Source organism: Arthrobacter sp. zg-Y750 (genome assembly GCF_020907365.1).
Taxonomy (GTDB): Bacteria; Actinomycetota; Actinomycetes; order Actinomycetales; family Micrococcaceae; genus Arthrobacter_B.
The window spans coordinates 71443-96878 of sequence record NZ_JAJJOC010000021.1; the positions used below are offsets into that span (position 1 = coordinate 71443).

18 protein-coding genes are annotated in these 25436 nt (G+C 66.8%); 6 read left to right on the forward strand and 12 right to left on the reverse strand.

Going from position 1 to position 25436, the window contains the following annotated elements; all coding sequences use genetic code 11:
* Positions 1-613 precede the first annotated feature (613 nt).
* Positions 614-4456, forward strand: coding sequence for a S8 family peptidase (locus LOC57_RS13455; protein WP_229960348.1), 3843 nt, complete (start codon positions 614-616; stop codon positions 4454-4456).
* A gap of 227 nt (positions 4457-4683) precedes the next feature.
* Here LOC57_RS13455 and LOC57_RS13460 read toward each other — a convergent pair whose 3' ends face one another.
* Positions 4684-5568, reverse strand: coding sequence for an Fpg/Nei family DNA glycosylase (locus LOC57_RS13460; protein WP_229960350.1), 885 nt, complete (start codon positions 5566-5568; stop codon positions 4684-4686).
* 31 nt (positions 5569-5599) lie between these two features.
* Complete coding sequence (locus tag LOC57_RS13465; RefSeq protein WP_442860731.1) at positions 5600-7117, reverse strand: helix-turn-helix domain-containing protein; 1518 nt, start codon at positions 7115-7117, stop codon at positions 5600-5602.
* A 148-nt stretch (positions 7118-7265) separates the two neighbouring features.
* On the opposite strand from LOC57_RS13465, the gene aceA reads away from it, so the two are divergent.
* The 3 genes from aceA (at position 7266) to LOC57_RS13480 (ending at position 11073) form a co-directional block, all read left to right on the forward strand.
* On the forward strand, positions 7266-8564 hold the full coding sequence (aceA, locus tag LOC57_RS13470; protein ID WP_227913092.1) for an isocitrate lyase: 1299 nt from the start codon (positions 7266-7268) through the stop codon (positions 8562-8564).
* A 98-nt stretch (positions 8565-8662) separates the two neighbouring features.
* Positions 8663-10294 carry a malate synthase A gene (aceB, locus tag LOC57_RS13475; RefSeq protein WP_227913091.1) on the forward strand — a complete coding sequence of 544 codons (1632 nt, stop codon included), beginning with the start codon at positions 8663-8665 and terminating at the stop codon, positions 10292-10294.
* A gap of 125 nt (positions 10295-10419) precedes the next feature.
* Complete coding sequence (locus tag LOC57_RS13480; RefSeq protein WP_227913090.1) at positions 10420-11073, forward strand: DsbA family oxidoreductase; 654 nt, start codon at positions 10420-10422, stop codon at positions 11071-11073.
* Here LOC57_RS13480 and LOC57_RS13485 read toward each other — a convergent pair.
* From LOC57_RS13485 to LOC57_RS13510, 6 genes are all read right to left on the reverse strand, one after another.
* Positions 11070-12467: a M1 family metallopeptidase gene (locus LOC57_RS13485; RefSeq protein ID WP_229960352.1), complete on the reverse strand. Its 1398-nt coding sequence runs from the start codon at positions 12465-12467 to the stop codon at positions 11070-11072. The two genes, LOC57_RS13480 and LOC57_RS13485, sit on opposite strands and share 4 nt — an antisense overlap.
* A gap of 120 nt (positions 12468-12587) precedes the next feature.
* The gene (locus LOC57_RS13490; protein WP_227913088.1) at positions 12588-12767 is read right to left on the reverse strand and encodes a hypothetical protein; all 180 of its coding nucleotides are present in this window, start codon (positions 12765-12767) and stop codon (positions 12588-12590) included.
* A gap of 76 nt (positions 12768-12843) precedes the next feature.
* Positions 12844-13902, reverse strand: coding sequence for a hypothetical protein (locus LOC57_RS13495; RefSeq protein WP_229960355.1), 1059 nt, complete (start codon positions 13900-13902; stop codon positions 12844-12846).
* A complete protein-coding gene (locus LOC57_RS13500; protein WP_229960357.1) occupies positions 13902-15347 on the reverse strand; it encodes a heparan-alpha-glucosaminide N-acetyltransferase domain-containing protein in 1446 nt (481 codons plus the stop codon). Before LOC57_RS13500 ends, LOC57_RS13495 begins: the two co-directional genes overlap by 1 nt.
* A gap of 25 nt (positions 15348-15372) precedes the next feature.
* Complete coding sequence (gene dapA / locus LOC57_RS13505; protein ID WP_229960359.1) at positions 15373-16353, reverse strand: 4-hydroxy-tetrahydrodipicolinate synthase; 981 nt, start codon at positions 16351-16353, stop codon at positions 15373-15375.
* Positions 16350-20537 carry a Pls/PosA family non-ribosomal peptide synthetase gene (locus LOC57_RS13510; RefSeq protein WP_229960497.1) on the reverse strand — a complete coding sequence of 1396 codons (4188 nt, stop codon included), beginning with the start codon at positions 20535-20537 and terminating at the stop codon, positions 16350-16352. Before LOC57_RS13510 ends, dapA begins: the two co-directional genes overlap by 4 nt.
* Before the next feature lie 303 nt (positions 20538-20840).
* On the opposite strand from LOC57_RS13510, the gene LOC57_RS13515 reads away from it, so the two are divergent.
* Positions 20841-22016 carry a heparan-alpha-glucosaminide N-acetyltransferase domain-containing protein gene (locus tag LOC57_RS13515; protein WP_229960361.1) on the forward strand — a complete coding sequence of 392 codons (1176 nt, stop codon included), beginning with the start codon at positions 20841-20843 and terminating at the stop codon, positions 22014-22016.
* Here the strand turns inward: LOC57_RS13515 and LOC57_RS13520 are convergent.
* The 3 genes from LOC57_RS13520 to LOC57_RS13530 are packed head-to-tail and all read right to left on the reverse strand — an operon-like array spanning position 22013 to position 23732.
* The gene (locus LOC57_RS13520) at positions 22013-22741 is read right to left on the reverse strand and encodes a 4'-phosphopantetheinyl transferase superfamily protein (RefSeq protein ID WP_229960364.1); all 729 of its coding nucleotides are present in this window, start codon (positions 22739-22741) and stop codon (positions 22013-22015) included. The two genes, LOC57_RS13515 and LOC57_RS13520, sit on opposite strands and share 4 nt — an antisense overlap.
* A gap of 6 nt (positions 22742-22747) precedes the next feature.
* On the reverse strand, positions 22748-23440 hold the full coding sequence (locus LOC57_RS13525; protein WP_227913082.1) for a LytR C-terminal domain-containing protein: 693 nt from the start codon (positions 23438-23440) through the stop codon (positions 22748-22750).
* On the reverse strand, positions 23433-23732 hold the full coding sequence (locus LOC57_RS13530) for a type II toxin-antitoxin system VapB family antitoxin (protein WP_227904874.1): 300 nt from the start codon (positions 23730-23732) through the stop codon (positions 23433-23435). Before LOC57_RS13530 ends, LOC57_RS13525 begins: the two co-directional genes overlap by 8 nt.
* Positions 23733-23868: 136 nt before the next feature.
* Between LOC57_RS13530 and LOC57_RS13535 the strand changes: the two genes are divergently transcribed.
* Positions 23869-24768 carry a hypothetical protein gene (locus LOC57_RS13535; protein ID WP_229960365.1) on the forward strand — a complete coding sequence of 300 codons (900 nt, stop codon included), beginning with the start codon at positions 23869-23871 and terminating at the stop codon, positions 24766-24768.
* 25 nt (positions 24769-24793) lie between these two features.
* Here LOC57_RS13535 and LOC57_RS13540 read toward each other — a convergent pair whose 3' ends face one another.
* A complete protein-coding gene (locus LOC57_RS13540; protein ID WP_283997817.1) occupies positions 24794-25294 on the reverse strand; it encodes a glutathione peroxidase in 501 nt (166 codons plus the stop codon).
* Between the last annotated feature and the right edge of the window lie 142 nt (positions 25295-25436).

Sequence of the window (25436 nt, forward strand, 5' to 3'; positions counted from 1 at the left end):
GCCTCAGCGACCTTCAGGGCCAGTCCGTTTAAGGCCCGCCAACTGGCCGGGTCCGACTTATCAAGAAAAAACCCTGGCATCGTACTCCTTGGTGTCCTTCAACCCGGCGGCCGGTTCCGGCACATTGAGGGTCTCATTGCTGTTGCCCCTAAGTCTGGCGTATGTCCGCTTATCACACGGTGTGCTGTTCAATTACCGGGCAAGGGTCCGATAAAGCCCGCTTACCTGCTTCCATCCGCCTATTGGAAACGAGGAATCGTGAAATCCCGTAATTCGCTCCGCTCGCTCAAGGTCCTGCCGGGCAACCCGGTGGTCCGCCGGCGGCGCAGCACGGGCATAAATTCTCCGGAGAATAGCGCGAAAGATAACTGCTCACCGGGCATAAAACAATAGGCCGGCAAGTAATTCGCATTGTGGGACACCAACCTTTGCAGGGCGGGATTGCTCGTCTATTGTGTGCCTACGGCTGCTTGGTTTGGGGGCCGTTACGTGCACGCTGACACTCCTGACGGGGGTTGGGGGCACAACGGAAACCTGCCGCAGTGTGTCAGCAGCCGGTGCAAAGTCTCTTGGACATGCCCGGTAGCGCTCGGCGGAATGTTCAAGGAGCGCAATGAGATTGTCCATCCATCACAAACCCGGCGCGGTTCTCACTGCCGCATTCGCCGGGATCGCACTCACGGCGTCCCTGGGCCTGCCGGCCCAGGCCACCGCGGTACCAGAGGCACCCACCAACACGGACGGACTCGCCCAGGGCATATCGCTCGAGCAGTTCCAGGCACAGAAGGTGTCCCCGAGCCTGCGCGACGCCTCAGGCCAGGTCTCCGTCTACGTCCAGTTCACCGGTGAAGGCGCGTTTGAACAGACGCAGCCCCAAGAGGTCAAGGAAGGCAAAGCGGAGCCGGTGGTGAACAAGCCGCTGGTGGAAGAAATCCGCAGCAACATTGCCTCCCAGGCCGAATCCGTGGCCCAGGAAGCCGACGCCAGCACCCTCTACACCACCACCAACACCCTTCCCGGCACAGCCATCGTGGGTGACGCCGAAGCCATCCGCGCGCTGGCAGGGCGCGACGACGTCCAGCGCATCACCAAGATTGTCCCGAAGTCCGTGGACAACAAGGGAACGGACATCGACACCCGTGCACTGAACACCTGGGTGGAGCGCCAGCAGACGGGCAAGGGCATCACCATCGCCGTCCTGGACACCGGCATTGACTACACTCACAGCGACTTCGGCGGTCCGGGCACACTTGAGGCCTACGCAGCAGCGCAGGCGTCCCCCATCATTCCCACCGCGGACAGCGGCCTGCTGGATGCGGCCAAGTTCATCGGCGGCTACGACCTGGTGGGCGACGACTACAACGCCGATCCAAGATCCCCCACATACCAGCCTGTCCCCAAGCCTGACCTGAACCCGCTGGACTGCGGCGGTCACGGCAGCCACGTCTCCGGCACCGCAGCCGGCTACGGCACCAACAATGACGGCACCACCTTCCGCGGCGACTACTCCAAGCTGACGGCGGAACAGGTCAATTCGATGCGGATCGGACCCGGTTCCGCCCCCGAAGCGTCCCTGGTGGGCATCCGTGTCTTCGGCTGTGAGGGCTCCTCCGACGTGGTGGGCCAGGCCCTGGACTACGTGCTCGACCCCAACGGTGACGGAGACTTCTCCGACCGCGCGCAGGTTGTGAACATGTCCCTGGGCTCTGACTACTCCCCCGTGGACGATCCCGAAAATGACATTGTCAACAAGCTCACCGAGCAGGGCATCCTCTCTGTGGTCGCATCGGGCAACGCCGGAGACGTTTACGACGTCGGCGGTTCCCCGGGCAATGCCAAATCCGCGCTGACGGTGGCCAGCACCATCGGTTCCCAGGTCACCCTGGACCGCGCCGATGTCCTCGCCCCCGCAGAGCTCGCAGGCACGGCTTCCGGCCAGTACTCGTCGAACTTCAACTATTCCAACCCGGCCGTCACGGAAGCCCAGCTCACCGGAACCGTGGTCGCCGCCCCGGCGGACAATGCCTTTGGCTGCAACCCGTTCCCGGCCGGATCATTGACCGGCAAATGGGTTTGGCTCCAGTGGGAAGCGGACGGTGCGTTCCCCTGCGGCTCCGGCGTCCGTTTCAACAACGCCCAGGCGGCCGGTGCCACCGGTGTCGTCCTGGATTCCCCGCGGGCGGTCTTTGACGCCGGAATCGGCGGCAATACCACCATTCCCGGTATCCAGTTGAACGCTGCTTCCTCCGACCGGCTGCGTCCGGCCGCGGTGGCGGGCACCCTGACCCTGCGTTTGTCCCCCGCGTACAAGGCCACCACATCCGGTCCCTCCGGCGTCGGTGACACTGTCAGCTCCTTCTCGTCCCGCGGCGTGCACGGCTCCAACGGCGTGGTGAAGCCCGACGTCGCTGCTCCCGGCTCTGCCATCGGCTCCGTAGCCGTGGGCTCGGGCGACGGCGCCGCCGTCAACAGCGGCACGTCCATGGCCACTCCCCATGTGGCCGGCATTGCCGCTCTGGTCTACGCCGCCACGGACCTGAACCCGTATCAGGTGAAGACGGCCATCATGAACACCGCAACCCATGACGTGATCGCCGCCAACGGAGCCGTCCACGCTCCGAACCGCGTCGGTTCGGGCCGTGTGGATGCCTTGGATGCCGTCAGCACCAAGGTGCTGGCCTACGCCACCGAGGATCCCGCCCTGACCAGCGTGAACTTCGGTGTGTTGGAACTCGGCAAGGAAGCACTTGTCCTCACCAAGCAGATCACGGTGGAAAACAGGTCCGACCGGCCTATGTCCTACAACGTCAGCTACCTGCAGGCCTCGGCCATGCCCGGCGTCGTTATCAGCACCACCCCCTCGGTGAACGTGCCGGCCAACGGCAAGGCCTCCGTGGATGTCACGCTGAGCATTTCGGATCCGGCAGCCCTGGCCAAGACCATGGACCCGGCCGCCGACACCACACAGCTGGGCATCACCCGGCAGTTCCTGGCCGATGTGTCCGGGCGGGTGCAGCTGACCGCCAACGGCACGCCTACCCTGCGTGTCCCGGTCTACTCCGCTCCGAAGCCGACCTCGGACATGAGCGCGGGCAAGGAAATTGCCTTCGCAGATTCCGAGGCGTTGAACAGCACGGTCACCCTGCAGGGGCGCGACCTCAACCAGGGCACGGGCGCTTCACGCTACCTGTCCCTGGTCTCGCCCCTGGTCCTGGGTGCCGAGAGCCCGCGGTTGGCATCTGTGAAGATGGATTCCATGTACGCCCTCGACGTGCAGGCGGTGGGCGCTTCTTCCACTGTCCCGACCGTAAAGGCCGCCGGCGGTGACCTGCAGCAGTCCCTGGTCAACTTCGGCGTAAGCACATGGGATAACTGGCCCATCCTGGGCGGCGCCACCGAGATTGATGTGGAGATTGACACCAACGGTGACTCGGTTCCCGACTTCGTGACGTTCACGAGCCGCGCCGACGACGTGGACATTGTCCTCATCTCGACCTACCGCCTGAACGCCGACGGAACTGCGGTGCAGGTGGACCAGACCGCAGCCAACGGGGTCCAGGGCAACACGGACACCAACACGTTCGACACCAACGCAGTGACCCTGCCGGTGCGGGCTGCAGCCCTGGGCCTGGACGTCAACGCCGCATCGGCGCTGCTCCAGTACCGGGTCACCACATGGAGCCCGTACAACGTGAATGACGCAGGTCAGAGTGTGGCCGTGGACAGCACCGGATACGTGGCGTTCGACGCCGCCAACCCGGCGTTGACCTTCAACGGTGCCACGCCGAGCGCCCTGTTTGCGGACGTGAACGGCGGCAAAATCGATGTAACCCGCCGTGCGGGAACCACCGATGCCAAGGCGCTGTTCCTGCACCTGCACAACGCTACCGGTGACCTCAGCGGCACCAACGGCGACGGCGGGCGTGCGGAAATCCTGCCCATCAAGGTTCCGGCCAAGGCGACGCCTACGCCCACGCCGACGCCTACCCAGACGGCCACGCCGAAGCCGACGGCTACACCCAAGCCGACTCCGACGTCTACGCCCAAGCCCACGGCCACACCCAAGCCGACTCCGACGTCTACGCCCAAGCCCACGGCCACGCCCAAGCCGACCGCCACGCCCAAGCCCACGCCGGCCAACCCGGTCAGCGCGGTCAGCAAGTGCTCCGGCTCCGGCGCGGAGATTGCAGTGACAGTCAAGAACACCGGCACCAAGCAGGCAGACATCACGGTGAAGTCGAGCTACGGCACCGTGACGGTCAAGAACCTGGGGGCCGGCAAGAGCAAGTCCGTGACCATCAAGACCAAGCAGTCCTCCATCAAGGGCGGCGAAGTCACAGCCAATTACACCTTCAACGGCAAGGGCAAGACCGAGAAGGCAAGCTACAAGGCCAAGTTCGAAGGCCAGAAGTGCAGGGGCGGACACGGTGGTGGCCACGGCCACGGCCGCAGCTAAGCCCGTAGTCCCGGTGCGGAGGTAACCCCGCACCGGGATACAACCCCTGGTTAGACAGCAGCGGACTCCGGCACACGCCGGGGTCCGCTGCTCTTGCGTTTACCCCTCGCCGTACGTGGCGCCGTAGGGGCCTGGAGGAAGGCGGCTTTAATATTCCCCGCGAGCTCTGCGAGCGCGGGAATTTCGTTGCCGCCGATCCAGGCCCCGAAGGGGCCATCCCTTTGGCCCTACTTGTCCAGTTTGGACATCCGCCGGTCCGCGAGGACCTTGCCGCCGGTCTGGCAGGTGGGACAGTACTGCAGCGACGAATCGGCGAAGGAGACTTCCCGGACGGTGTCTCCACACACCGGGCACGGCTGGCCCGTGCGGGCATGGACCTGCATGGCCTGCCGCTTGGAGTCCTTGAGTTCCGACGCCGGGCGGCCGGAGGCTGCGGCAATGGCCGCCTCCAGCGTGGTCCGCATGGCAACGAACAGCCGGCCTGCCTCGTCTGCGTCCAGCTTGGAGGCGTTGGCGAACGGTGAGAGGCGGGCTGCATGCAGGATTTCGTCGCTGTAGGCATTGCCTATCCCGGCAATGGCCGACTGGTCCCGGAGCAGGCCCTTGATCTGGCCTCGGTGGGCGGAAAGCAGTGCGGCAAAGGCATCAAATCCGACGTCGAGCGCTTCCGGCCCCAGCCGTTCCAACCCCGGCACTTCCTCCAGGTTCCGCACCAGGTACACGGCCAGTGACTTCTTGGTTCCAGCTTCGGTGAGGTCGAAGCCGGGCTCTTTGCCGTCGTCGCCGGCCGCGAACCGCACCCGCAGCGCCATGGCGCCTTTCCCTGGCTGCAGCCGGCCCGGCTTCAGTGCGTCGGACCAGCGCAGCCAGCCTGCCTTGGCCAGATGCATCACCAAATGCACGCTCCCCGCCGTGACCACCAGGAATTTACCCCGCCGCTCCACCGCCTCCACCGCCTGGCCGTTCAGTGCGTCCAGCTGCACCCCCGCGGTCTTCAGCACGGCGAAGGAAAGCACTTCCACGTCGGAAACGACGGCGGGCGGCGCATCGGCCGGGAGGAGCTTGGTTCGCAGGAAATCGGCAAGTCCCTGCACTTCGGGCATCTCAGGCATGGCCCTACCCTATGCGGTGGTCACGGACGCGTCACTGCTCCGAATGGGACTGCAGGAAGGAGTACACCTCGGTCTCGTCCACACCGGGGAACGCACCCGGCGGCAGTGCGGCCAGCAGATGTGAATGTGCCCGGGCGCTGGGCCACGCGAAGCCGGACCACTCCGAAGAGAGCTCGCCGGGAGGCGTGCGGCAGCAGTCCGGATCCGGGCAGCGGGATTTGGACCGCTCGGCGGTGTCCCGGCCGCGGAACCACTTCACATGCTGGTACGGCAGCCCGATGCTGACGGAGAACTTGCCGGCCGAGCCCCGCTCCACCCGGGCGGTGCACCAGTAGGTCCCGGCCGGGGTGTCCGTGTACTGGTTGAACGCGCTGAACTGGTCCGGCACCGAAAACACTTCCCGCGACGTCCAGTACCGGCAAATCGGCTGGCCCTCGATGGCGCCGGTGTGGTCCGCAGGGAACGTCACGCCGTCGTTCTCATAGGCCTTGTACACAATCCCGCTCTCGTGCACCTTTTGAAAATGCGTGGGGATGCCCAGGTGCTCGGTGGCGAGGTTGGTGAACCGGTGCGCCGCCGTTTCATAGGACACCGCAAACGCGTCGCGGATATCTTCCACCGCAATTTCCTTGGCTGCCTTGGCCCGCTGCAGGAAATCGACTGTGGCCTTCTCCGGCAACAACAGCGCCGCGGCGAAGTAATTGGTAGCCACCCGCTGGCCGAGGAACTCGCCGTAACTGCTGGGCGTCTGGTGCTGCAGGACAAAGTGGCCCAGCGCCTGCAGCAGCACCGAGCGCGGATCATGGTCCGAACGCTGGGACTGGGTCAGGTAGATGCGGCGGTTCTTCAGGTCGGTCACGGAGCGGGTGGAGTGCGGCAGGTCGTTCACGTGGTGCAGGCTGAAGCCCAGGTGGGCGGCAATGTCAGCTATGACGTGCTGGGACAGCGGCCCGGAGGTGTGCCCCACGGACTTCAGCACCTTCTGCGCCTCGGCCTCGTATTCCGGGAAGTAGTTGTTCCGCTCACGCATCATGGCCCGCAGTTCACCGTTGGCCCGGCGTGCCTCCTCGGGTGTGGCCACCTGCTCGTCCAGCCGGCGCTCCAGTTCGGCCTGCAGCCCCACGAGGGATTCGAGCACGTCCAGCGGCAGCCGCGAGCCGATGCGCACCTTCGGCAGGCCCAAAGAGGCGTAGAGGGGCCCGCGCTGCGCCCGTTCCAGTTCGATCTCCAGCGCTGCCCGGCGGCTTGGCGGCTCCGAGCCCAGCAGCGAGTCGATGCTGACATCCAGCGCAGCCGCCAGCGCCTGCATCATGCCCAGCTTGGGTTCGCGCTTGCCGTTTTCAATCAGGGACAGCTGCGACGCCACGGTTCCGACGGCGGCACCCAGGTCATCCAGGGTCATGCCCTTGGCCTTGCGCAAATGCCGTACACGGCGCCCCAGGCTGATGACGTCCAGGGTGCTATCGGTGTCGATTGCGGACTGCTTGCCGGTGGCGGCACCCGGCTTCCGGGGCGTGGGATTGGGCCGGTTCCATGTTGTACTCGTCACATTTTTCACCATACGCGAAGAACTGCATTTCTTTCCACACAAAAACCCTAGAAGAGGGGTTGTTGTTGGCACAGGCTTAGTTCACAGCAGGAAATTCCCGGTTTGAAGCGGACCGGAATGAATGAAATGAATTCGAGGAGATTTAGCAATGAGCCAGGACCAGAACACCGCCCCCACGGCCGAGCAGCTCACCCAGGAATGGGCCAGTGACCCCCGCTGGGAAGGCATCGAGCGGGACTACACCGCCGAAGACGTTGTGAAGCTGCGCGGCCGCGTGCAGGAAGAGCACACGCTGGCACGCCGCGGCGCCGAGAAGCTCTGGGACCAGCTGCGGGGCGCCGGCGATGAGGGCTACACCAATGCCTTGGGCGCCCTCACCGGCAACCAGGCCGTGCAGCAGGTCAAGGCCGGCCTGAAGGCCATCTACCTTTCCGGCTGGCAGGTAGCGGCCGATGCCAACAACTCCGGCCACACTTACCCGGACCAGTCCCTGTACCCAGCCAACTCGGTGCCCACCGTTGTCCGCCGCATCAACAACGCCCTGCTGCGCGCCGACCAGATCGAGTTCGCCGAAGGCATCCAGAGCGTGGATGACTACATGGTGCCGATTGTGGCCGACGCCGAGGCAGGTTTCGGCGGCCCGCTGAACGCCTACGAGCTGATGAAGTCCATGATCCAGGCCGGCGCCTCCGGCGTGCACTGGGAAGACCAGCTCGCCTCGGAGAAGAAGTGCGGCCACCTCGGCGGCAAGGTCCTGATCCCCACCGGCCAGCACATCCGCACCCTGAACGCAGCCCGCCTCGCGGCCGACGTCGCCGGCACCCCCACCGTGGTTATTGCCCGCACCGATGCCGAGGCAGCCACCCTGATCACGTCCGACGTCGACGAGCGGGATGCCGAGTTCATCACGGGCGAGCGCACAGCCGAAGGCTTCTACAAGGTCCGCAACGGCATTGAGCCCTGCATCGCCCGGGCCAAGGCCTACGCGCCCTACTCGGACCTGATCTGGATGGAGACCGGCACCCCGGATCTGGAGCTGGCCCGCAAGTTCGCCGAGGCTGTCCGCTCCGAATTCCCGGACCAGATGCTGGCGTACAACTGCTCGCCGTCCTTCAACTGGAAGAAGCACCTGGATGATGACACCATCGCCAAGTTCCAGCGCGAACTCGGCGCCATGGGCTTCAAGTTCCAGTTCATCACCCTGGCCGGCTTCCACGCCCTGAACTACTCGATGTTCGATCTGGCCCACGGCTACGCCCGCAACGGTATGAGTGCCTACGTGGAACTGCAGGAAAAGGAGTTCGGCTCCGAGTCCCGCGGCTACACCGCCACCAAGCACCAGCGTGAGGTTGGCACCGGTTACTTCGACGCCATCGCCACCGCGCTGAACCCCGAGGGCAGCACCCTGGCCCTGGCCGGTTCCACGGAATCCAGCCAGTTCCACTAACCCCGGCTCTTCAGCCGGATTCTGCGGGGGCGCCGGCCGCACCGGCCCCGCCCCCGCAGAATCACCCCACTGCTTTGAATTACCCCAAGGAGAACGCCATGAATGACCCGATCACCCTGAACGGAATTTCGCTGACCGCCCCCGCCGTGCGGCGTCAGGAAGAGATCCTCACCCCGCAGGCGTTGGACTTCGTCAAGGCGCTGCACAAGGCCACGGCCAGCCGCCGGCAGGAACTCCTGCAGCAGCGCCAGGCCCGCCGGACGCAGATCTCCAACGGCGCGGACCCGACGTTCCTGGCCGAAACCCGCAGCATCCGCGAAGACGGGACCTGGCGGGTGGCTCCCACGGCCCCCGGGCTGGAGGACCGCCGGGTGGAAATCACCGGCCCGGTGGACCGCAAGATGACCATCAATGCACTGAACTCCGGTGCCAAGGTCTGGCTGGCTGACATGGAGGACTCCTCCACGCCGTCGTGGTCCAACGTGGTCAACGGACAGTTGAACCTGCGCGACGCCCTGGACCGGAAGATCGACTTCACCTCCCCGGAAGGCAAGGAATACAAGCTCAGCGGTTCCTCTTTGACGGACCTGCCCACCATTGTGGTCCGTCCCCGCGGCTGGCACCTGCCCGAAAAGCACATGCTGATCGACAACACCCCCATTGCCGGCGGCATCGTGGACTTCGGCCTGTACTTCTTCCACAACGCGCAGCGTCTGATCTCGCAGGGCCGCGGCCCCTACTTCTACCTGCCGAAGATTGAAAACCACCTCGAAGCCCGCCTGTGGAATGACATCTTTGTGCTGGCACAGGACCTCATGGGCATCCCGCAGGGCACCATCCGGGCCACCGTGCTGATCGAAACCATCACCGCGGCCTTCGAGATGGAGGAAATCCTCTACGAACTGAAAGACCACGCCGCCGGCCTGAACGCCGGGCGCTGGGACTACATCTTCTCGGTGATCAAGAACTTCCGCACCCGCGGCCCCCGGTTTGTCCTGCCGGACCGCAACATGGTGACCATGACGGCGCCGTTCATGCGCACCTACACCGAGCAGCTGGTGCGTGCCTGCCACCGGCGCGGGGCACACGCCATCGGCGGCATGGCCGCCTTCATCCCGAACCGCAAGGACGCCGCGGCCAACGACGTCGCCATGGAGAAGGTGCGCGCCGACAAGACCCGCGAGGCCGGCGACGGCTTCGACGGCTCCTGGGTGGCGCATCCGGACCTGGTGCCGGTGGCCATGGAGGTGTTCGACGGCGTACTCGGCGAGCGCCCGAACCAGCTGGAGCGGACCCGCGAGGACGTGGTGCCCGATGACAAGGCGCTGCTGGACATTGCTTCCACCCCGGGTGTTATCACCGAGGCCGGCATCCGCAGCAACATCGAGGTGGGCATCCGCTACATCGAGTCCTGGCTGCGCGGCAACGGTGCAGCGGCCATCAACAACCTGATGGAGGACGCCGCCACAGCGGAAATCTCCCGCTCGCAGATCTGGCAGTGGATCCACACCTCGGCCGTGACTGACGACGGCGAGATCGTGACGCACCAGTGGGTGGAGGAACTGCTCGACGAGGAGTTCGGCAACCTGCAGCGTTTCGACGGTGACCGGTTCAAGGACGCCCGTGAACTCTTTGAGGAAGTGGCGTGCGGGGAGCATTTCCCGACCTTCCTCACCGTGCCTGCCTACGCCCGCTTCCTGCACGAATCGCAGGAGCTGGCGCCGGCCTAACCCCTGGGGGTAGGGGTTAGTGCGGATACCGCTTCAGTATCCGCGCAGGCAGGGACCGGGAGCGTGTTCTGCACTGTTTCGACAGTGCGGGAATGCCTCCCGGTCCTTTCTGCGTTGGAGCCGGTATGAAGATTGATATCTGGTCCGACATTGCCTGCCCGTGGTGCTACATCGGCAAGCGCCGCTTCGAGGCCGCACTGGCCGCCTTCCCGCACCGGGACGAGGTGGAAGTGCAGTGGCGCAGCTTCCAGCTCGACCCCTCCCTGCCCGAACACTACGACGGCACCGAGGCCCAGTACCTGAGCGAGCGCAAGGGCATCGATCCCGGGCAGCTGGCCGGAATGCTGGAGCAGGTCACTGTCCAGGCCGCCGGTGAGGGCCTGTCCTATGACTATGACTCGCTGGTGGTTGCCAACAGCTTCTCCGCACACCGGCTGATCCATCTGGCCCGCGCCGAGGGCGGCAACAGCGCTGCCGACGCCGCCAAGGAGGCGCTGCTCTCCGCCCACTTCGAGAAGGGGCAGGACATCGGAGCGGTGGATACCCTTGCCGAGATCGGCAGCCGGGTAGGCCTGGATCCGGAGCGGGTGCGGTCCATGCTGGCCGCCGAGGAGTTCGCCGAGGACGTCAACGCCGACATTGCCCAGGCCCGGTCACTCGGCATCAGCGGCGTGCCGTTCTTTGTGCTGGATGACAAGTACGGCATTTCCGGTGCCCAGCCCACTGACCTCTTCGCGTCGGCGCTGGACCAGGCCTGGCAGGAATCCCATCCGGCCTAGGCGGGGCGGGCGGCCGGCAGCGCCGGTTCGTACAGCCATGGAGTGAGCAGCCCGGCGGCCGAAACGCCGGCTGAACCGCAAATGCGCTCGGCCAGGTCCAGGAAGTTCCCGGTATCCGCACAACCGTGCCGGTATCGGGACGTCCACTCCTGCAGGAGATAAAAGAAGGCCCCGTCCCCGGCGGCACGGCGCAGCAGATGCAGGGCCACGGCACCACGGCGGTACACCCGTTCGTCGAACATGGCTGCCGGGCCGGGATCGGCCAGCTGCAGGTCCTGCCGCTGGCCCCGCAGCCACGCCAGCTCGCGGTGGGCCCGCTCGTCGGTATCCTCGCCGTCGGCGGCTTCGACCCACACCCATTCCGCGTAGGTGGCAAAACCCTCGTGCAGCCAGATGTCCTTCCAGCTGCGTGCAGTCACTGAGTTCCCGAACCACTGGTGGGCCAGTTCATGGGCCACCAGCGGCTCCCCCGCGGTCTCCAAATGGTTGCGGCCGAAAACGGACACCGACTGGGCTTCCAGGGGGATCTCCAGCCGGTCATCGGCGACCACCACAGTGTAGGTTTTGAACGGATACGGTCCGAACCTAGCCGTGAACAGATCCATCATGGCTTCTTGCCGGCCTAGTGCGGTCCGGGCTGCGCCTGCCAGCGAGGGCGGTACGAGAACGGACTGCGGCACCCGCCCCGGCAGACCCATGTTCCGATACCGGCCGATCTGCACGGTGGCCAGATACGTCGCCATCGGCTCGGTCTGCTCAAATACCCAGGTTTCCCGCCCCTTCCCGGCGGTCCGCGACACCAGAGCGCCGTTGCCGGCCACCCGGTAGCCTTCCTCAACGGTCACACTGAGGCGGTACCGCGCCTTTTCAGAAGGCAGGTCATTGCAGGGAAACCACGACGGCGCCCCGGTTGGCTGCCCTGCCACCAGCACCCCGTCGGTCAGTTCCTCCCAGCCGATGTCCCCCCACTGCCCGGCGTCTGGCCGCGGTTTTCCGCGGTAGCGGATGGACAGCACGAAGTTTTCGCCGCCCGCCAGCGGACGTTCCGGCAGTACCTCCAGCTTTGCCCGGCGCTGCCGGAAACTGCGGACGGCCACCGGATCCCCGGCCGTGGGGTCCGCCGGGGCGAAGCCGGCATCGGCGCCTTGCCGGCACACCAGCCGCACTTCTTCCACCCGCAACCGCCGGTCCAGATCCAGGACAATCCGGTCGGTGCGGTCCGTGCGGTCCGGATGATTTCGGACGGTTCCGGCCAGGTGGGCCACGGCCGCCAGCCGGTTGGACCTGACGCTGTAGTCCAGCCGCAGGTCATAGTGGTGAATGTTCACCTCATCGCTGCCGTGGGTGGGGGTGTAAGGATCAGGGGCGCTCCGCTGCTCTCCGGCCTGCTGCATGCCGGAGAGCATGCCACGGCGGCGGGGCGGCAGGTACGCGTAGTCGGGGTCAGGGCTGCCCCGACTGGTTTACCCGTCCGAAGTTTACCCGTCCGAAGTTTTCCCGTCCCGGGGGGCAAACTAGTCGTCGGAGCCGGAAAGGCCCTCTGCCGGGAGTTCTGAGGCGTATCGGATCCAGCGCAACCGGTCTTCTTCCGGCAGGCTCTCCCATGCCGGGGCTTCGGGCATCCATAGCCCGGGCAGGAACGCCATGCGTTCCTCATACAGCCGCCGGCCTGCTTCCGCTGCGTCAGCGTCCATTCAGGTAGCCCGGGGCGGCGGAAATTCGGTTCACCCCAGCAGTTTATTCAATCCAGCAGCCCAATGCAGGCCCGGCTCACCGGCTGGTGCCGCGAACGGAAGAGCCCGTCCGGGATTCTTCCGCAGCAGACCCTTCCGCCGGCGGTCCCTCCGGCAGCGGTCGTTCCGTTGGTTTCTCGGTTGGTTTCTCCGTTGATGACTCCGTTGATGGCTCCGGCCGGGTGCCGCCCGCGCCGCCGTCGGGCCTGTGTTTGCGGCCGGCGCTCCGGAAGGCCAGCCGGATCACAAACGCCATCGCGGCAACCACCGCCAGGGTGGCTGCACCGGTGGTCATGGTCTCGGCCCGGTCCTGCGCGGCTTCTGCTTTTTCTTCCGCGCGGGCCGCCGCGGAGGCCACGCCGTCGGCAGCTGCCGTGGAGGTAGTGAAAACGTCATCCACCGTGCCCATCACGATGCGATCCCCGGGGACCGCGGTTTTCAGCAACCGCACCACCGTGGACAAATCCGTGGATATGCACCCCCAGGTGGGCGCGTACCCGGCGTGGAAGAAGATGGCAAAAGAGGCACCCTGGCGGGTGGGCATGTCCGGCGGGCGGTTCCAGTTGATGACGGCCGCCTGCTCGTATAGTCCCTGCTGCATGTACCCCCAAAGGTTTTCATCCGCCGGCCCGCCCGTGCCCTCGAAGTACTGGTTGTAGCTGGGACCGTGTTCCCCGCCCCACCGCGAGGCGGGGTTCAGCGTGTAATAGGTCAGCTGCGTTCCGGGATTGGCACGTCCCAGGGCCTCCGTTATCGTGAAGGACCCGGTCGGCGAATACAGCGTGTTCTCCCACATGCTTCCCGGCGGGGCGAACCCGTTGCGGCCGCTGAACCCCCACGACTTCCACTCCTGCACGTAGCTGTCCCCTTGGCGTACACAGCCGATTAGGCGGGTCTCCGTGGCGCCGTACGTTTCCGCCGTTGCGAAGGTGACGCGCTCGGCGTCGGCCACGTCGTACCGCACCTCCCCTGCGGTGAGGCGGGCGCACGGGTCCGCTTCCTGCGGAGAGGCAGCAGCTGGCGCCGCGAGCAGCGCCGAGCCGAATACAGCGCCCAGCACAGCCCTCAGCATCCGCTGCCGGGAGGTTAAAGGCATCAGCTGCGCTGCCGGTTACGGTGCCTGTCCCGGGCCTCTGCTTCCAGCGCCTGCCGCCTCCCCATGGGCGGCGGTGGGGCAGCCGAGGCGGAAGGGGAAACTCTGTCCGGCTGGATGGACGGCGGAGTGGATGGCGGCGGTGGCGCCGCGCTGCGGATCGAAAACGGCTGCCCTTCCGTCCCGGCCGGCGTCCCGGAGGGGAGCCGGGCCTCGCCGGGCTTCCGTTCCGCTCCGTATTCGGCAGTCCGTTGAGCGGTCGCTTTTCTGCCCGCCCGTTCCAGATATGTGCTGCGGACCCGTTTAGACGCTTCGGATACAACCCGTTCGAGCGGGCCCTGCGCGTTGAACCGTTGCCAGGCGTAGGCGAAGCCTGCCACGATCATGAGCTGCACAATCAGGGACAGGGGCGGCCGGTCCTCGAACAGGCCGGTGGCCAGGAGCAACAGATGCAGTGAGTACAGGGTCAGGGTCATTTTCCCCAGGACGGCCAGTGGGGCAAGCACTGCGGAGGCTGCCTTGCCCAGCAGGAGGAGGATTCCGAGGAACGCCACCGCCGTGCCGATTGTATTGAGCAGGACCAGCGGCGTGCTGGAGTAGGGCGTCAAGGAAGCCAACCACCACCACGTGTCCGTTGGCAGCGTGGGATCCGGGCCCCACATCAGGGTGTCGTACACGGTCTCCTCGGGGGTGGAGGACCATACAGAGGCAGCGTCCACCAGCTGGTCCCGGCCGCCCAGCGGTCCCAGCAGAAATGCCGACAGGGCCGCTGTGGCTACGGCGAGGCCCACTCCGGCCACGACCAGCCGGAGCTGGACCTTGCGCTCGGCGAGGTCCAGCCGCCCAATCGCCAGTCCCGCGCATACATAGGCCATCCAAGGCAGGGCCGGATAAGTGCCGCTGAGCAGCACCTGGCCCAAGACATCCCCCGGCGCCTGCACCAGCGTGGAAAAATTCGGTTCCACCCCGCCCATGTCGGCCAGTGAGTCCCGGGTTGCCTGCATCAGCACCGGAGCGGTGAGGGCGATCAGCGCTGACAGGATCAGGAGTGTCCGCGCACGCAGCCGAAGCAACGGCAGCGCCAGCAGGAACATCACCCCGTAATAGACCAGGATGACCTGCGCGTAGATCACCAGGAATCCCAGCAAAAGCCCGATGACGGTGATCAGGACTGCGCGCACGGCAAGCCCCAGCCGCGCCGCCGTCATGCGCTCGCCGCGCGGCGGATACTGCCCTCCGGACATAAAGGCCAGGGATACCCCGGCCAGGAGGGCAAACAGTGCAGCGCCCCGTCCTGCGAATACCAGCCAGGTGAAGGTGGGTTCAAAGTCTTCGTTCCAGCCGGGAAGGACGTGGATGGCCATCATTGCCACCAACGCCGCCCCCCTGGCTGCGTCGACGCCCCCTATGCGGCGCTTGGCCGCGCCTGTCCGGGTCGGTTCACTCACCGCCACCCCCCTTCCTCCGCCACAGTCAATGCGTCGGAGCTAGAGCATCAGGGACCGCCGTGCCGTGCGCAAGCGTAGTGGGCAACCCAGCCGCGGAGAGGTCTGCGAGCAGCAGCGCGGTTTCATCCGCATCGAGGTCTGCGAGCGGACCGCGCACAGGACCGGCCGGAAGACCCAGTTTCCGCAGTGCGGCCTTGGCGGACGCAGCCCCCGGGCAGCGGAACATTCCGGTGTAGATAGGCAGCAGTTCGCGGTGGATCCGAAGCGCCTCGTCCACCCGGCCTCCGGCGAAGGCTGCGGCGAGCGCCCGCAGCCGGTCAGCGGCGACGTGCCCCACCACCGAGACCATGCCGACGGCGCCGATGGAGAGCAGGGGCAGGTTCAGGACGTCGTCTCCCGAGTAGTAGACCAGGGAGCTGTGCTGCATGACCCATGAGGAGGAGGCCAGGTCTCCCTTGGCATCCTTGACCGCCACGATGTTCGGGTGTTTCCCGGCGGCCACCAGGGTTTCCGGTGCAATGGCGACGCCGGTGCGGACAGGGATGTCATAGAGCATGACCGGGAGGTCGGTGCTGTCGGCTATGGCCTCGAAGTGGCGCAGCAGGCCCTTTTGCGACGGGCGTGAGTAGTACGGAGCCACTACCAGCAGCCCGTCCGCCTGCTGCTCGGCGGCGGCGCGCGCCAGCGCAATGCTGTGCCGGGTGTCGGTGGACCCCACGCCGGCGATGACCCGCCGCCCGGTTCCCTGCGTGACGCGTTTGGCCGAATGGACCATGGACGCCTTTTCCCAGTCCGAGGTCGCAAAGGACTCGCCGGTGGTTCCATTGACCACCACGGCATCGTTCCAGCCGTCCCGCAGGAGCCAGCGGGTGAGTTCCTCGGCGCCGTTCTGGTCCAGCTGGCCGTGCTCGTCCAGCGGCGTAACCATGGCGGTGAGGATCCGCCCGAACCGGCGGCAGACCATGTCCGCTGCGGTTTCCCCGGTGCTGCCCGTATAAGTGTTCATACCCTTGCTCCTGCGGATTTGTACTGGTTCATTTTGCGGTGCCGTGCCCGCCGCTGGGCAGGACGGCTTTGGTCCCAGTGCGCCAGCGGGTTTCCGCACCAGGCGCTGTTGACCGGGACGCTTTCGCCCCGCATCAGCAGCGAGCAGCCGCCCACGGTGCCGCCTTCTTCGATGGCGCTGCCCGGCAGGACGATGCTGTTCGGGCCAAGGGTGGAGCCGTCTTCCAGCCGCACCTCGTCCAGCCGCATGATGCGGTCGTGGAAGAGGTGGGTCTGCAGGACGGTTCCGCGGTTGATGCTGGCACCGTCGCCCACTTCTATCAGGTCGAACTCCGGAAGCCACCACGTTTCGCACCACACGCTGCGGCCGATCCGTGCGCCCATCCAGCGCAGCCAGGCGTTGAGCATGGGGGTGCCCAGGCTCATCCGGACCAGCCCCGGTACGGCCAGCGATTCGGAGAACACATCGGCCAGTTCATTGCGCCACACAAATGAGCTCCACAGCGGATGTTCGGTGGCCTCGAAGCGGCCCACCAGGAGCCATTTCGCCGCCACGGCAAGCAGCGCCGCGGCAATACCGCTGACCAGCAGCACCGGCCCGGACCATATAACGGCGGCCAGGAAACCGAAGGTGTCCCACAGGGCGGACAGCACCCACACGGTGACCAGGGCCAGCCAGGCGGTGATCACCGCCGGCAGGATCCGGCAGGCTTCCACGGCGCTGCGGGCAACCAGTAACCGGCGGGGAGGTTCGTAGGTCCGTGAGGTGTCCCCCACCTGCACCGGACGGGGCAGTTCCACGGCCGGGCGGCCGAACCACGAGCTACCTGCAGGCATCTGCGCAGGCGCCGAGGACAGGACAGCGATGAGGGAATTCTCCGGCACCCGGGTGTCCGGCCCCACTATGGCGGAGTTACCCACGAAGGATTTTTCACCCACACCCGCCGGCCCCAGGTGGAGCCAGCCTTTCCGGACCCGCCGCATGGAGACCATGGAGTGGTCCGCCAGGAAAGACCGGTCGCCCAGGTCCGTGAGGTGCGGAACGGTTTCCATGGTGGAGATTTCCACGTGCCGGCCCACTTTGGCTCCCAGCAGGCGCAGCCATGCGGGGGTAAGCACACTGGCGTACAGCGGGTACATGGTGATCAGGGAGCGGCTCAGCAGCAGGGTGCTCAGCCAGGAGGCCCACCCGGACACGCCGTTAGCCGGGTGCATGCCCGGGGGCATCAGCCTGGCCGTGGAGCGGACCACGGCGGCTATCAGCATCAGATAGGTCACCATGGCGCTGACCACAAAAACCGGTGACCAGAGGGCAAGGATCCACAGGGCTTCCGTCAAGGAACCAACCCCGTTCAGGAGCCACAGCATCAGGGCAGAGCCGGGGACCAGGGAGGCCAGGTTAAGCAGGGTCAGTCCGCCCAGCGCCGCAGAGTAGAGCAGCCGCACACCGCGTGTCTGCGGTGCGGTTGCCGGGTCCGCGGGCCAGCCGCCGCCGGCCGTGCCCACCTTCTGCATCTGCGATCCCGCCCAGAGCTCGCCGGCGGGGACTTCCCCGGAGACCAGGGTTCCCGGCTCGGTTTCGGCTCCCCGGCCGACCTTCGCGCCGCCCATCAGCGTGGAGCGGGTGCCGATCCGGGCGTCGTCGGCCACGTGCACCGCACCAATGTGCAGCTGTCCGCCCTCCACCCAATGCCCGGCCAGGTCCACTTCATACTCGATGGAGGACCGGTCGCCGAAGGAGGCGAAGCCGGTAACCGGCGGCATGGCGTCCAGGTGCACGTCCTCACCCACCCGGCAACCCAGCGCGCGGGCGTACCAAGTGCCCAGGGGTGTGCCCATGATGGGTTCCAGCTTGCAGTACGTCACAATCCGTTCAGCAGCCCACAGCCGCAGGTGCGTGCTGCCGCCGCGGCGGTAGATCCCGGGACCCACGCCTACCAGCAGGAGCCGGCAGGAGACCACCGCGCCCAGCATCCGGGCCGGCAGGCTGTACAGGGCGAGCCAGGCGGCCAGGGTCGGAATCAGCGGCGGATCCGGTGTCCACGGGCTGCCCACCGTGTGGGTCATGACCATGCACACCACGGCGATGCCGGTGACGTACCGGAGGCCGGTGATCCCGTAGAGGGCAATAATCAGCGGGGTCTGGGCCAGGCCCAGCCACCACGGTGACTGCGGCGTGGGCCGGACATCCAGCTCTGAATCGCGCAGGGACGCCAAGTGCTCGGACATGGCGCTGAGGGTTGGATGCTCGTAGATGTCAGCCACGGAAACCTTTGGATACCGCTCGCGCAGGGCTGAAACCAGTTGGGCCGCGGCGAGGCTGGCACCGCCGAGGGCAAAGAAATCGCTCTCCTCGGTGAGCGGCAGCGGGCCGAGGAGGTCCGTCCAGCGCTGTCCCAGCCACCGGAGGTCGGCGTTGAGCTCCACCCGGACGTCGGCGGGTGTATCGACCATGGGCAACGGCCAGGGCAGCGATTTGCGGTCCACCTTGCCGGAGGCCTTCAACGGCAGCTCGTCCACAATACCGAGGGACGGAACCAGGGCAGCGGGCAGCTGCTTGGCCAGCTGCGCGCGAGCCGCGGCCAGGTCCAGTGCCGCTCCGGCAGCCGGAACCAGATATCCCGCCAAGACCTTGTTGCCGGATTTCGTCGCATGAACCGCAGCGGACGCGGCCGCCACCCCCGGCAGCCGGCTCAGCGCGTCGTCGAGCTCCCCCAGTTCGATCCGGCGGCCGCCAACCTTGATTTGCTCGTCCACCCGCCCCACGAAAACCAGGCCTTCGGGTTCAGCCCGGACATGGTCGCCGCTGAAATAGGCCCGTTCCCAGCCCAGCGCGGGAAGGGGCGTGAACTTCTCTGCATCCTTCTGCGGGTCGAGGTAGCGGGATACTCCTACTCCGGAGATCACCAGTTCGCCTACCTCGCCCCACTTCACCGGCTGCCGGTCTTCCCCGACCACGGCCAGATCCCAGCCGGCCAAGGGCAACCCGATGCGGACCGGAGGTTTCCCGTCCAGGAGCGCGCCGCAGGCGATGACCGTGGTCTCGGTCGGACCGTACGTGTTCCACACTTCCCGCCCGGGCCCGAGCAGGCGCCGGACCAGATCCTCGGGGCAGGCCTCTCCGCCGAAGATCAGCAGCCGCACCCGCTGGAGGGTCTCCGTGGACCAGTGCGCGGCGAGGCTGGGCACCGTGGAGACGGCGGTGATCCGGCGTTCCACCAGCCACGGCCCCAGGTCCGCGCCGGAACGGACCACCGACCGCGGTGCCGGGACCAAGCAGGCGCCGTGCGCCCAAGCCAGCCACATCTCCTCGCAGGAGGCATCAAAGCTGACCGACAGGCCGGCCAGCACTCGGTCCCCGGGGCTGAGCGGCGCATCCACGCAGTAGAGCGAAGACTCAGCATCCACCAGGGCTGCGGCGGAACGGTGCGTGACGGCCACGCCCTTGGGTTTCCCGGTGGAACCCGAGGTGAAAATGATCCACGCATCGTCTTCGGGGTGCGGGTGGGGGCTGTGTCCGCCCACGGGCACGCCCTGCAGCAGGTTCAGTTCCAGTCCTGCCTCGACGACGGCGCATACCCCGCCCTCGGCCCAGACCAGGTCTGCTCGGCCGGCCGGTTCGTCTGAATCGACCGGGACATAGGCGGCCCCGGCATAAAGCACACCGAGTATGGCCACGTAGAGGTCCACGGAGCCGGACGGCACATAGATTCCCACCCGGTCTCCGGCCCCGATGCCGCCGGCCCACAACCTGCGGGCCAGTGCCTGCACCTGGAACTCCAGCTCCGCGTAGCTCAGCGATACGGCGCCGTCGTCGATGGCGGGTGCGCCCGGATAGGCGGAAACGGTTTCGGTAAGGATGTCCATGAGCGTGCGCTGTTCCGGAGTGCGGTCTCCGTGGAACACCGCCAAGCCGTCGCGTGCGGGAGGCGGATTGGTGATCACCTGGGTGGCGGCTCCGCCTTTGCTGCTGCCGGCATTCGCCGCTTCCTGCGCCGTGGCGTGGAGGGAAGGGTCATTGCCGGGTCCTGCTGGGGTCCGGACGGTTTCGAATTCGGCCGCCGAGCCCTGGGGGATTTCGGGCATATTCATGTAGAGCGGTTCTCCCTGCTGGTGCTGCTCAAAACCGCGGCCGTTCGGGCCGCGCATCCGTCCCTGCAGAAGGCTGGGACCGAGCAGAAACATAGGCAACCAGCGGCCGCCTTACACGAGTACCGCAGCCGCGGGAAGCACTCGGGACCGGCGTTAATCACTCCCGTGGGAGCCGGGATTACTCGCATGGCTACCTGACCTCATAGCGGCCGGATGGGCAGGTGCCGTGAGCGTCTGGGCCGGGAGGCCGCAGGTATTTCGCCGCCCAGAAAGCTCACAGGCTGGACTCAGATTTCAAACAGGTTACGAACAGGTGGCATTGATTGCGTGTGTCTTCCCGGTGCCCCGCGTCTGACGGGCCCGGGACCGGAAACTTCGCCGGATGGGATGTTCCACATGTCACCTGCAGCATCGCCGCGGTTCGCCGGGGTGGACGCAGCCCGAGGGCTCGCTCTTTTCGGGATGATGGCCGTCCATGTCCTGCCCGAAGCAGGCAGTGATTTGGAGCCGACCCTGCCCTGGCTGTTGTTCGCGGGAAAGGCCGCAGCTCTTTTCGCGGTGCTGGCCGGGGTGTCCCTGGCCTTCATCACCAGGACGGCACGGGTTGAGCGGGGCGGCGCCCTCACGGCGGTCCGGTGGGCAGTGGCGGCCCGCGCCGGAATGATCTGCGCCCTGGGCCTGACCATTGCCTACGTGGACATGCCGGCGTTCATCATCCTCGCGTACTACGGGGCCATGTTTGCCTTGGCTATACCGTTCCTGGGTGTTTCCACTCGAACGCTGCTGGCGGCGGCCGGCGTGTTTGCCCTGCTCGGGCCGGTCCTTATGCAGGCCCTGCGGGATTCGCTCCCCGAACCCGGTTACGACCCGACTTTCAGCACGGTGCTGACCGAGCCCGGCGTTTTCCTGAGCCAACTGCTGCTCACCGGCACGTACCCGGCCATCCCTTGGATGGCCTACATCTGCACCGGGCTGGCCGTGGGCCGGCTCCGGCTGAATGAATCCGCGGTGCAGTTGAAGCTGCTGGCCGGGGGCACGGCGCTGGCTATCGGTGCCTGGCTCGCCTCGGTCCTGCTGTTGGACGGCCCGGGACAGGGTTTTGACCGGTTGGTGGAGGTGGATCCGGACCTGGTGGCCGAGCAGATCCGCGACGCCGCCGTCTGGGGTCCCGAGGGCTACCTGCCGACGTCCTCCTGGTGGTGGCTGGCGCTTGTATCCCCGCACACCACCACTCCCCTGGACCTGCTGCACACCACCGGTGTTGCCGTTGCAGTGCTGGGCGCCTTGTTGTTCCTGGCCCGCTACGCGGGCAAGGCCCTGCTGGTGTTATCCGCGCCCGGCCGGATGACGCTTACCCTGTACTGTGCCCACCTGCTGTTCCTGGGCACGGGCGCCCTGGCCGTCCTTCCGTATCTCTCACTCTGGCTGCAGATTGCGGTGTTCATCGTTTTTGCCGTGTTCTGGCAGCGGGCCGGGAAACAGGGGCCGCTGGAGAAGTGGATCTCCCGCGGCTCCGGAGCGGCCCGGCAGGCGGCGCTCCGACGCTATCCGGATCCCCAGCCCGAACACTAGGCCGGCTGGGCGCCCGCCGCCGGGGCCAGGACATCCACCGTGTGCCGGGGCGCCCCGACGGCGTAGGACAGCACAAATCCGGCCGGAAGACCCAACTGTTCCGGCCCGACGTCGTACGCCCGCATGGACGCCCGCAGAGACTCACCCGGAACGGCGGATGCGGCCGTCTCCACCGTGCGCGGGTCCACCCGCAGCCCGTGGCCGGCCGCCTTGAGCAGCGCTTCCTTGCGCACCCACAGCTGGGCGCGCAGCCTTGGGCGGTCCGGTTCGGCGAGCTCGGCGATGGCCGCCTTTTCCGCCGCAGTGGCCATCACGTCTTCCAGACCGGCCCCCTGGAAGGCCTCCGCGCCCGCGTCCTCCAGGTCCACCCCGACGCCGGCCGGCGCCGCCGCCGCGGCCAGCCATCCGCCGCTGCGGCTGAAACTGAACTGCAGGGGCGCCGGCTGCCCGTCCACGAAATAGAGCGGCCGGCCGTGTGATCCGTCGTTGCCGTGCGTGCAGTCCGCGCAGTGCGCGGTGGCGGTGACAGCTGTTTCGGGTACCCCCAGCAGTCCGGCCACCAAGGCGCGGGCTGCCAGCCGTCCGGCCAGGAAGCGGTGCCGGTCCGCCTCGCGGTACATGGCGGCTGCACGGGCGCGCACCGGCTCGGCAAGGCTGTCGGCAGCGCTGATATCCGCCGCATCCAGCCACCGCGTGGCAATCCGGACCGCCAATCCGTCCCCCACTGCCGGCTACTGCCCGTCCGCGGGCGTGGCGTTCCCGGGACAGCTCAGTGCTCCGGGGCCGGCTGCTGCCGCCTGCTCCGGCGGCTGCAGTTCCGTGAAGCCGGCTCCGATGACCATATCCACGGAAGCGTCGGTGCGGTCATCGCGGACGTACTCGGTGTCCGGAATGTGCTGCTGCAGCGTGTAGGCGGAGGCGAATCCCGAGGGCCCGGACAGGATCAGCGCGGTCATGCCTGCCCGGTTGACGCTGCTGTTGCCCACCTGCGCTACCTGGAACCCCCGGGTGCCCAGCTCGGCCCCCACCGTATTGGCCAGCCCGGCAGCCGCCGTCGAGTTGTAGATGTTGACGGTCACCGTGGCCGGATCCAGATACGGAAAAGGCCCGGCCGGACATTCGTCCGCCGGACCTGCAGGTGCTTTGATCTCTGTTGCGGCGGGCAGCTTCACCCAGCCGGACACCAGTCCCTGCGCGAGGATCACCGCTGAAAGCAACAGCAGCGCCAAGACGCCGATCACCGAGTTGTGCAGCCGCCGCCGCCGCCGTGCCCGCCGGACCATCTCCGGTTCGTCGGTGGGCGCGAAAACCGCGCCCAGCTCGCCGCCGGTAACAATCCGGTGCCCGTGCCACTGCCTCGAATCGTCCCGATCGTCCATGGCGGCCAGGCCGCCCGGAGCTCCGTCGGGAGGTTCCTTAGTCATCGAGGACCAGCACGCGTGCGTGCAAAATGGTCCGCTGGTGCAATGCCGTCCTCACAGCCCGGTGCAGTCCGTCTTCGAGATACATGGTGCCCTTCCATTGGACGACGTGCGGGAACAGGTCTCCGAAAAAGGTGGAGTCCTCGGCCAGCAGCGCACCGAGGTCCAGTGTGGCCTTCGTGGTCACCAGTTCATCCAGGCGAACCTGCCGGGGAGGTACCGCTGCCCAGTCCTTAGGTGTGACATATCCATGGTCGGGGTAGGGGCGTACGTCGCCAACAGCTTTGAAGATCACTAGTACAGAGTAAAGAACATCTGGGGCCAAAGAAACAACGCCGCTCGGTGCGGGGCGGGGTTAAACGGCTGAATCGGTCCTTCCGGCGCCCGCAGGGCCGTCCGGGCGGGTCCGCGGGCACTGGAATACTGGAGGGGTGAATACCCCTGCCCCGCGCTTTGGCCTGCTGCTCGACGTCGACGGACCCGTTGCCAGCCCCGTTTCCCGGACCGTTCGTCCGGCCATCATCCGCAGCCTGGTGGCACTGGCGGCCGCCGGCTGGCCCGTTGTCTTCAACACGGGGCGCTCCGATGCCTTCATCCGGGAGCAGGTGATGCAGCCAATGATGGCAGCAGGGCTTCCCGCCGGCGTCCGGGTGCACGCCGTGTGCGAAAAAGGCGCCGTGTGGTTCTCCTTCGACGGCACGGGGCCAGGGCAGCCGCAGGTGGATCCGGAGCTGAAGGTCCCGGGCGACTATGCCGAGACCATCCGCGGCCTGGTGGACGCCAAATACTCGCGGACCATGTTCTTCGACGAAACCAAGCTCGCCATGCTCTCCGTGGAGCAGCACGTGGCCGCGGACAACGCTGAGTACCTCACCGAGCAGCGCAGGTTCGACGCCGATGCCCTGGAGCAGCTGTCCCTCGCCGGCCTGGGCGGGCAGCGGCTGGACCATGCCATTCCGGACGCTGCCGGCACGGTGGCGTACCGGATCGATCCCACGATTATTTCCACCGACATTGAAGCTGTCGGGGTCGGCAAGGACCTCGGTGCCCGCCGCGCCCTGGCCATGCTGGAGGCCGACGGCACGCCGGTTCCGCGAGGGTGGCGGACCATGGGTGATTCGCGCACTGACTACGCCATGGCCGATGAGCTGTTCCGGCTCGGTTTCGACGTGGCGCACGTGGACGTGCGGCCGGCGGACGGCGTGCCCGCCACGCCGTATCCGGTGCTTCCGGTCGGCGCACTGACCCACGACGACGCCGGCGCGGCCTACTTTGAGCGCTGGGAGGCCATGGCTGCGGGGCAGGCCGCGGACGACGCCGTCGTCCTCTAGCGCGGCCGGCTCCCTGCTGCGGCCGCTACTCCAGGCGCAGGACCGCCTCGACGGACTCCTGGATTTCCGGCGAGCCCGGTGCGACGTCGGAGGCGAAGCGGCCAACCACCTCGCCGCTGTCGGTGACCAGGAATTTCTCGAAGTTCCAGCCAATGTCTTCGCCCAGTTCGCCGTCGCGGAACTGGGTCAGGGCGGCGTAGAGCGGGTGGCGGTCCGGTCCGTTGACGTCGGTCTTGGCCGCGAGCGGGAAGGTGACGCCGAAGTTGGTGCTGCAGAACTCGGCAATCTCCTCGGCGCTGCCCGGCTCCTGTCCGTTGAACTGGTTGCTGGGCACGCCCAGGACGGTGAAGTTCCGTTCCTGGTATGTCTCGTAGAGCGACTGCAGGCCTTCGTACTGCTTGGTGAACCCGCAGCGGGAGGCGACGTTGACTACCAGCACGGCCTTGCCGCGGAACAGCTCTCCGAAGGTGGTTTCGGTGCCGTCCAGCAGGGTGAGCGGGATGTCGTACAGGTTGGCGGTTTCCACGGTGAACCTTTCGCTTGGCGTATCTCCATTGCATCCCATGGGCGTCCGGAACGCCCAATCCGGCGGCCACCGCTTTTTAAGGGGACCTGTTCCACCGCACTTCGTAACAATTGGTTCATAGTTGACAAGGCTCGGTGGTAGC

Excerpts from the sequence above, each read along its gene's own strand:
- LOC57_RS13455 (WP_229960348.1), top strand. The coding sequence starts at position 614 with ATGAGATTGTCCATCCATCACAAACCCGGCGCGGTTCTCACTGCCGCA.
- LOC57_RS13460 (WP_229960350.1), bottom strand. The coding sequence starts at position 5,568 with ATGCCTGAGATGCCCGAAGTGCAGGGACTTGCCGATTTCCTGCGAACC.
- aceA (WP_227913092.1), top strand. The coding sequence starts at position 7,266 with ATGAGCCAGGACCAGAACACCGCCCCCACGGCCGAGCAGCTCACCCAG.
- aceB (WP_227913091.1), top strand. The coding sequence starts at position 8,663 with ATGAATGACCCGATCACCCTGAACGGAATTTCGCTGACCGCCCCCGCC.
- LOC57_RS13480 (WP_227913090.1), top strand. The coding sequence starts at position 10,420 with ATGAAGATTGATATCTGGTCCGACATTGCCTGCCCGTGGTGCTACATC.
- LOC57_RS13485 (WP_229960352.1), bottom strand. The coding sequence starts at position 12,467 with ATGCAGCAGGCCGGAGAGCAGCGGAGCGCCCCTGATCCTTACACCCCC.
- LOC57_RS13490 (WP_227913088.1), bottom strand. The coding sequence starts at position 12,767 with ATGGACGCTGACGCAGCGGAAGCAGGCCGGCGGCTGTATGAGGAACGC.
- LOC57_RS13495 (WP_229960355.1), bottom strand. The coding sequence starts at position 13,902 with ATGCCTTTAACCTCCCGGCAGCGGATGCTGAGGGCTGTGCTGGGCGCT.
- dapA (WP_229960359.1), bottom strand. The coding sequence starts at position 16,353 with ATGAACACTTATACGGGCAGCACCGGGGAAACCGCAGCGGACATGGTC.
- LOC57_RS13510 (WP_229960497.1), bottom strand. The coding sequence starts at position 20,537 with ATGTTTCTGCTCGGTCCCAGCCTTCTGCAGGGACGGATGCGCGGCCCG.
- LOC57_RS13515 (WP_229960361.1), top strand. The coding sequence starts at position 20,841 with ATGTCACCTGCAGCATCGCCGCGGTTCGCCGGGGTGGACGCAGCCCGA.
- LOC57_RS13525 (WP_227913082.1), bottom strand. The coding sequence starts at position 23,440 with ATGACTAAGGAACCTCCCGACGGAGCTCCGGGCGGCCTGGCCGCCATG.